This window comes from Ilyobacter sp., assembly GCF_041583315.1.
Taxonomy (GTDB): domain Bacteria; phylum Fusobacteriota; class Fusobacteriia; order Fusobacteriales; family Fusobacteriaceae; genus Ilyobacter.
In genome coordinates this window covers 1-7,303 of record NZ_JBFHGC010000075.1, presented here as the reverse complement: position 1 = coordinate 7,303, position 7,303 = coordinate 1, and the positions used below count along the sequence as shown (strand labels likewise).

Here is a 7,303-nt window from a genome sequence, read left to right as displayed (position 1 = left end):
TATAGCTGTATATGATACTGTAAAACAGATTTTAGACAACGATTTCAGAGCTGGTGTCAATAGATTCGGAGTAGCTGAAAATGGTGTAGGAACTACTGATTTTGCAAATACAAAAGACGTTATCGGAGAAGAAAAATTAAACAAATTAAGCGAGATAAAAGAAAAAATTATAAACGGTGAAATTAAATTCTAATGGCACTATTAAGATTTTTAGGTTTCCAGATAATCTGGAAACCTTTTTTTATTTCAGAATACTTGCCATCAGTTAATAAAAGTGTAAAAAAAGACACTCCAATATGGAGTGTCCAAAATTTAAAAATTATTATCTTTTCTCAAAAAGTTCAGAAATAGACTCGTTATTTACAATTCTTTTTATTGCTTCTGCAAAAATCAGATCTACAGAAAGTACTTTTATTTTTCCTATTTTCTTTTCTTCAACAAGGTTTATAGAGTCAGTTACAACAACCTCTTTAAGTGGTGAAGCTTCAAGTCTCTCCATTGCAGGACCTGATAAAATTCCATGGGTACAGCAAGCATAAGCTTCTTTTGCCCCTCTTTTTATTATCGCTTCAGCACCATTTGTTATTGTCCCGGCTGTATCTATCATATCATCGATAAATATAGCAGTTTTCCCCTCTACTTCTCCTATAAGGTTCATAACCTCTGACATATTTGGCTTTGGCCTTCTTTTGTCGATGATGGCTATTTTACAGTCAAGCCATTCAGACAGTTTTCTAGCTCTCTTTACCCCTCCAACGTCTGGAGATACTACTACTACGTTGTCACCGCTTAGACCCTTTTCTATGAAATATTTTGCAAGTATAGGCAGGGCTTGCAGGTGATCTACTGGAATATCAAAGAATCCTTGAATCTGGTTAGCGTGAAGATCCATAGTTAAAACTCTGCTGGCTCCGGCTACAGTCAAAAGATTAGCTACAAGTTTAGATGTAATTGGCTCTCTTGGGCTCGCTTTTCTATCTTGTCTTGCGTAGCCGTAATAAGGGATAACAACATTTATAGTTTTTACCGAAGCTCTTTTTAGGGCATCGATAAATATCAAAAGCTCCATAAGATTTTCATTTACCGGTTCTGAAGTTGATTGGATGATAAACACATCGCATCCTCTTACAGTTTCATTGATTCTTGCATAAATTTCACCATCTTTAAACCTAACAATGTTTGCATCTCCTAAAGGAAGTCCACACTTTTCAGCGATTTGTCTGGCTAAGTTGATATTTGAATTCCCTGTAAAAATCTTTACATCTCTCACTTCTCTTATCATTACTTTTTATTCCACTCCTTTTTTATTGTCTGCTTACTTCTAGCTACTCCCAATGCATTCGAAGGAACATCCTTTGTGATTACCGAACCTGCTCCAGTAAGTGCTTCGTCACCTATCTCTAATGGAGCCACAAGCATAGTATCACTTCCTATAAATACATTTCTACCGATTTTTGTCTTATGCTTATTTTTACCATCATAGTTGCAAGTGATCGTTCCGGCCCCTATATTGGTGTCTGCCCCTATCTCAGCATCCCCGAGATAAGTAAGATGCCCAGCCTTTACTCCAGTTTCCAGGACAGATTTTTTTACTTCCACAAAGTTTCCTATGTGTACTTTTTCTTTTAAGTGTGATTTCGGCCTGATGTGGGCAAAAGGACCTATTGTCACCCCTTGTTCCAAAATACTTTCTTTTATTACTGAGCTTTGTATAATAACATTGTTACCAATTTTGGAATCTAATATTCGTGTATCCCCGGTTATCTCACAGTTTTTTCCGATAACGGTTTTTCCCTGAAGTAAAGCCCCAGGGTAGATGACTGTATCTATACCTATTTCTACACTGTCCTCTATATATGTATTTTTAGGATCTATCAGTATAACTCCGTTGTTCATCAGATCGGTATTCTTTCTGTTTCTCAGTATGGCATCTGCCTCTGCAAGCTGGACCTTAGAGTTTACGCCCAAAACTTCTTCATTATTTTCCAATATATATGTTTCCACTTTTTCACCGTCATTGACATTGATGCCGATAACATCAGTCAGGTAATATTCATCCTTTTCAACGTGTTTTTCTATCTTAGAAAGAGCTTCAAAAAGTTTTTTGGAGTCAAAACAGTAAACCCCTGCATTGATTTCTTTTATCTTCTTTTCGTCCTCTTTTGCTTCCTTTTCCTCTACTATAGCCTTGACCGTGTTATTTTCTTTTACTATTCTTCCGTATCCATAAGGATCTTCCACAATCGATGTGAGAATAGTTGTAACAGCACCAGACTCAGTATGCTTTTTATACATTTTTTCCAATGTCTCTGAAGTCAGAACAGGTGTATCTCCGCAAACTACCATTATATCTCCGTCATAGTCTTTCAGCTTTTCTTCTGCCATCATTATAGCATGCCCAGTACCAAGCTGCTTGTCCTGCACCACATACTGTACATCTCCAAGAGCATCAAGGATCATCTCTTTTTCATGACCTAAAATCAGAATATTTTCTTTAGAATTGAGCTTTTCAAGGATCTCTATAATTTTTTTTATCATAGGAATCCCGTTTACCTTATGTAGAACTTTCGGTAAATCAGACTTCATTCTAGTGCCTTTTCCTGCAGCTAAAATTAAAGTTTTCAACTTCATAACTTTTCCCCCAGTATAAGTTTTCCTAAACAAAATCTAGAAAATTATAACATAATTGTCAATAATTTTCAATAGATACAAAATTCACACATAATAAATAAACTGTACTTAACAGCATCAAATCTCCCTGTCTCTTCCTTTTTGTATAAATTCTTTCATTAGAGAAGAAAAGTGCTTATCCTTGTGATGAATAAGATTAAACTCTCTGTTTATTTCAAATTTTTTTATTCTGTACCCTCTTAGTTTACCCTCATCAAGTTCTTTTTTCACAGTTAATTTTGATAGGCAGCTTATTCCTAATCCAGTCATTATAATCTCTTTTATAGCTTCGGTATTGCCAAGAGTAAAGGACTCTCTGTACTTTATATGATTATTTTTCATTGCTGCCTCAAAAACCTTTCTGGTCCCGCTTCCCTCTTCCCTTAAAATAAATTTTTCATTTTTAAGTTCACTTTCATCTATCTCACAGAGGTCTCCCCACTTATGTTTTGGATTAGTTATTAGTATAAGTTCATCTTTCCATATCTCTTCACTCTTTATTTCGTTCATATCCACTTCGGCTTCTACAAAGGCAAAATCTATATCATTCTTAAGAATCATATTTGCAATGTCTTCGGTATTCCCTATTTTGAGAGAGATATCTATTTCGGGAAACTCCTTTATAAACTCCTGTATGAGCTTAGGCATCACATATATACCTATTGTAGAGCTTGCCCCTAGTTTCAATTTACCTTTTTTGAAATCTTTTTTTTCTTCTAAAACTTCTTCAAATTCCTGATAAAGATTCAGCATTCTCCTTGAGTAGGTTTTAAAAAGTTCACCTTCGTCAGTGAGATAAAGCCTTTTCCCCAGACGATTAAACAGCCTCACTTCCAGTTCCTCTTCCATCTCTTTTATCATTTGGCTTATTGCAGGCTGACTTATGTGCATCTCTTTAGATACTGTTGTCATATTCAGTTTTTCTGCGACACAATAGAATATCTCTAATTTTCTCAGGGTCATCTCTACCTCCGTATTTATTCAAAGCACAACAAAACCCTCTGCACTGCAGAGGGTTTTGTTGTTTTATTATATTTTACCTTTCAGTTTTTCATAAAATATTTTTTCATCTAGTCTTTTAAAATCTTCAATGGAACAGCTGTCCCCTATACAATGAGTGAGCTGTATAGTGAGAGCCGATACAGATAACTGTATCTCCATAGCAGACATAATTAGAGAGCATACCAAAAGAATAAGGCTCAGGAAAAAAAATGCTTCTCCTAAAAATAAAAGTTTTAAAAAAAGAGCCAGTATAGATAAAACTGATAATATTAGCGCCAGTATAGCTACAAACTGCATATTCTTTGTGAGTTTTACTCTTTTCTTAAGGTTTACAATCTGCCTCAAAATTCCCTCAGTAGTTTCTCCCTGAAGCATTGCTTTTTCATGGAGCTGTCTTATGAGAGCTGCCATTGCCAAAAACCTGCTTGTATAAGCTATCATCAAAAGAGAAACAGTAGAAAATAAAAGTGCTGGCGTAGTTAAAGTAAGTTCCATTTTATATCCCCCCTCCTATAAAGCCCCTCTTGTTAATTTTTCATAGGCTTCATTTATCTCCTTAAATTTCTTTTCATGGTAATCTTTTACATCATCATCAGCTGTGGCATATTTGTCCGGATGATGTTTTCTGGCCATCTCTCTATAGGCTTTTTTTACCTCTTCCTGAGTGGCACCCTTATTTATCCCAAGTAGATTATAGTATTTTGTTGTATCCTCAAATCCTCCGAAGTTATTTCCGGCATATCCACTCCCGGTTCTTTGATAATGCCCGCTGTTTTGACCACCGTTTTTCCTGAAAAACTCATCAAAATCTGCATTTCCACCGAAATGGTAATAATGGGTTCTGCCTGTGCTTTTTGGATTATTCTTATTTCTAAAGTAGCTAACAATAAGTAGTATCAGTATTACCGGGAAAAAATTTATGATAATAAATCCGAAAAAAGAAAATAATAGCCACAAAATAAATATAAAGGGCAAAGCTCTAAATGCATTGGTCGGACCTAAAAATAAAACAAATAATATAAATAGCCCCATAAATAGTAGTATCATCAAATAACACCTCTTCTTTTGAATAATTAAGAAAATTATAACACATATTTAAAAAACAATTATAACCTTAGTTATAATAAAAGTCAAATCACATTCATTCGACGAAAAATACATATAATAAGTTTAAAAACCTCCCCTAAGGGAGGTTTTTTAAGCACATTCAAGCTCTTTTTTTAAAAACATAATTTTATTTTTTATCTCTTCATCCCTAGGATCTATCTCATAGGCAGTTATATATTCTTTAAGTGCTCTCTGTATTCTACCCATATCTTCATATTTTTTTGCAAAATCAAGATGTGCAGTGTAAATATCAAAATCTAAAAATATTGAAAAGTCATAACTCTTTATAGCCGATATGATATCTCCATTTCTAGAATATGCATTTCCCAGCAGAAAATATACAAATGGTGCATCTGGAGATATATCTAAAGACCTGTTAAAATATTCTATCGCCTTAGGCTCTATATCCAGCTCATAATAGAGATATCCTAAAAAAGCTAAAAAATCTGCGTTTTCAGGCTCAAGTCTTATAAGTTTTTCATAAATTTTAATGGCTTCCTTGGCTTCCTTTTTATAATACAATATTGCTGCTAATTCTCTAAGTAGTTTAATATCAGTAGGATTTTCAAGTAAGAGCATCCTTACTTCTTCCTCTCTAACAGAGAGGTCTTTATTCACACAATACTCTTTAAAAATTTCTGTTCTAAGCATAAGATTCGCTACTAACTAGCTTTCCCCCCTTTAAAGTTATACTGCCTGTACCCCCCTTAACCGTATGCTTCATTATAGCACGAAATGATAAAAAGTAAAATGGTTTTCTTTCACCATAATATTGCGTTTACATACTAAATAATCGATCTTTTTACAGTGGTTTTATACTCATTGAAATTGCTATTACAGAAGAGAATTTCTTCATCTTCTTAGGACATATTTGAACCGCCGTTGTTTTTGTATTCCAAGTATTTCAAGTGACTTTTTATGAATAATTTGGATAAAAAAAAGCCTCTGCACAGGGCAGAGACTTTAACAATTGCTATTAAGCATTTTTTGCAGTTTCAGCTAATTTTGAAAATTCAGCAGCGTTGTTTACAGCAAGGTCAGAAAGTACCTTTCTGTCAAGTTCGATTCCTGATTTCTTAAGACCGTTCATAAACTGCGAATAAGTAAGTCCGTTTAATCTAGCAGCAGCATTGATTCTTATGATCCAAAGCTGTCTCATTTTTCTTTTTCTTACTTTTCTATCTCTAGTTGAATAAGCCTCTGCTCTCATTACAGCTTGTTTAGCTTGTTTGAAAACGTCTCCTGAAGCTCCTCTATACCCTTTAGCAGCATCTAAAACCTTTTTATGTCTTTTTCTTCTTACAACACCAGTTTTTACTCTAGACATTCTTCTAGTCCTCCTCTTTACAAAAATTTGATATTAAACATCAACTTAAAATAAGAAATTTATTATCTACCTTCTCCAGTTGGAAGTAGTACTCTCAACTTTCTAGCTGATCCTTCTCCAGCTACGAAGTCTTTTTTAAGTTTGTTTTTCTTGTTTCTTTTTTTCTTAGTTAAGATATGGCTTGTACCAGAATGTTTAACAACAAACTTCCCTTTAGCAGTTATCTTTACTCTTTTCTTTGTTCCTTTATGAGTCTTCATCTTTGGCATATTAATAATCCTCCTCTCAAATATTTAAACTATTTTTTAGGCGTCAACATTAGATGCTTTTGCTTATCAAAATATTTTTTATCAACATCTGCAGTTTCAGAAAATCTCTCTGCAATCTGATCTAGAATTTTAATACCTAGATCTGCATGCATTCTTTCTCTTCCGAAAAGCATAAGAGTTACCTTAACTTTATTTTCTTTAGAAAGAAACCTTTCAATCATGCTAGCTTTTGTTTCAAAATCATGTTTGTCGATTCTAGCTTTGAATTTAACTTCTTTTACAATAACAAGTTTTTGATTTTTCTTAGCTTCCTTGGCTTTTCTAGCCTGCTCGTATTTAAATTTTCCGTAATCCATTATTTTGCATACAGGCGGAGTGGAATTTGATGCTACCTCTACAAGGTCAAGATCGCTTTCCATTGCCAATGCAAGAGCATCTCTTGTGTTCATAACTCCCAATTGTTCCCCTGCGTCAGATATAACTCTTACTTCTCTAGCTCTTATTTTTCCATTAATTCTAGTCTTATCAGAAATAATAGACACCCCCTAGGATTGATTAAACAATAAAAAAACAGGACACAAAACGCCCTGCTCATTTTTCATAAAAAAACTATAGCTGATTAAAAAAACCAACTAGATTAACCTTATGTAGCTACTTTGGCTAGTAAGGTGAGAAACGGGCGTTTCTTCTTTGACTATAACATTTAAGTTATCTCTATTCAATTTACAAACAATTTTACATTTAAAATCATTTTTTGTCAACTTTTTTTTGTGGCGCACCCAAGAGGAGTCGAACCCCTAACCTCCTGGTCCGTAGCCAGACGCTCTATCCAATTGAGCTATGGGTGCTTTTAAAATTTATTTATTTGGAAAAAAAAATGGCAGTTACCTACCATATAGTTAACGTAAATGGCGGAGAATGAGGGATT

General features: G+C 34.2%; 9 protein-coding genes, 1 tRNA gene, 1 pseudogene and 1 other annotated feature. Of the genes and pseudogenes, 1 reads left to right on the top strand and 10 read right to left on the bottom strand.

Going from position 1 to position 7,303, the window contains the following annotated elements; genetic code table 11:
- Positions 1–193 (top strand): annotated as a pseudogene (locus tag ABZA26_RS04175) (BMP family ABC transporter substrate-binding protein); the annotation flags it as partial.
- Positions 194–322: 129 nt separating this feature from the next.
- On the opposite strand, the gene ABZA26_RS04170 reads toward ABZA26_RS04175, so the two are convergent.
- From ABZA26_RS04170 to ABZA26_RS04125, 10 genes are all read right to left on the bottom strand, one after another.
- Positions 323–1,282 (bottom strand): ribose-phosphate diphosphokinase, encoded by a 960-nt coding sequence (locus tag ABZA26_RS04170; RefSeq protein WP_372713258.1) that lies wholly within the window; start codon positions 1,280–1,282, stop codon positions 323–325.
- Entirely contained in the window at positions 1,282–2,631 is a 1,350-nt protein-coding gene (gene glmU, locus ABZA26_RS04165) for a bifunctional UDP-N-acetylglucosamine diphosphorylase/glucosamine-1-phosphate N-acetyltransferase GlmU (protein WP_372713257.1), read from the bottom strand. Before glmU ends, ABZA26_RS04170 begins: the two co-directional genes overlap by 1 nt.
- A gap of 117 nt (positions 2,632–2,748) precedes the next feature.
- Entirely contained in the window at positions 2,749–3,633 is an 885-nt protein-coding gene (locus ABZA26_RS04160) for a selenium metabolism-associated LysR family transcriptional regulator (protein WP_372713256.1), read from the bottom strand.
- A gap of 66 nt (positions 3,634–3,699) precedes the next feature.
- A complete protein-coding gene (locus tag ABZA26_RS04155) occupies positions 3,700–4,167 on the bottom strand; it encodes a DUF2721 domain-containing protein (protein WP_372713255.1) in 468 nt (155 codons plus the stop codon).
- Positions 4,168–4,182: 15 nt separating this feature from the next.
- Complete coding sequence (locus ABZA26_RS04150) at positions 4,183–4,629, bottom strand: J domain-containing protein (protein WP_372713254.1); 447 nt, start codon at positions 4,627–4,629, stop codon at positions 4,183–4,185.
- A 240-nt stretch (positions 4,630–4,869) separates the two neighbouring features.
- Positions 4,870–5,430 carry a tetratricopeptide repeat protein gene (locus tag ABZA26_RS04145; protein ID WP_372713253.1) on the bottom strand — a complete coding sequence of 187 codons (561 nt, stop codon included), beginning with the start codon at positions 5,428–5,430 and terminating at the stop codon, positions 4,870–4,872.
- Positions 5,431–5,755: 325 nt separating this feature from the next.
- On the bottom strand, positions 5,756–6,106 hold the full coding sequence (rplT, locus tag ABZA26_RS04140) for a 50S ribosomal protein L20 (protein ID WP_372713252.1): 351 nt from the start codon (positions 6,104–6,106) through the stop codon (positions 5,756–5,758).
- A 62-nt stretch (positions 6,107–6,168) separates the two neighbouring features.
- Positions 6,169–6,375: a 50S ribosomal protein L35 gene (gene rpmI, locus ABZA26_RS04135; protein WP_319370125.1), complete on the bottom strand. Its 207-nt coding sequence runs from the start codon at positions 6,373–6,375 to the stop codon at positions 6,169–6,171.
- Between the two features lie 29 nt (positions 6,376–6,404).
- Positions 6,405–6,917 carry a translation initiation factor IF-3 gene (gene infC, locus ABZA26_RS04130; protein WP_372713251.1) on the bottom strand — a complete coding sequence of 171 codons (513 nt, stop codon included), beginning with the start codon at positions 6,915–6,917 and terminating at the stop codon, positions 6,405–6,407.
- A 14-nt stretch (positions 6,918–6,931) separates the two neighbouring features.
- Positions 6,932–7,072: a sequence feature (ribosomal protein L20 leader region), on the bottom strand.
- Positions 7,073–7,146: 74 nt separating this feature from the next.
- Positions 7,147–7,223 (bottom strand) — tRNA-Arg (locus ABZA26_RS04125).
- Between the last annotated feature and the right edge of the window lie 80 nt (positions 7,224–7,303).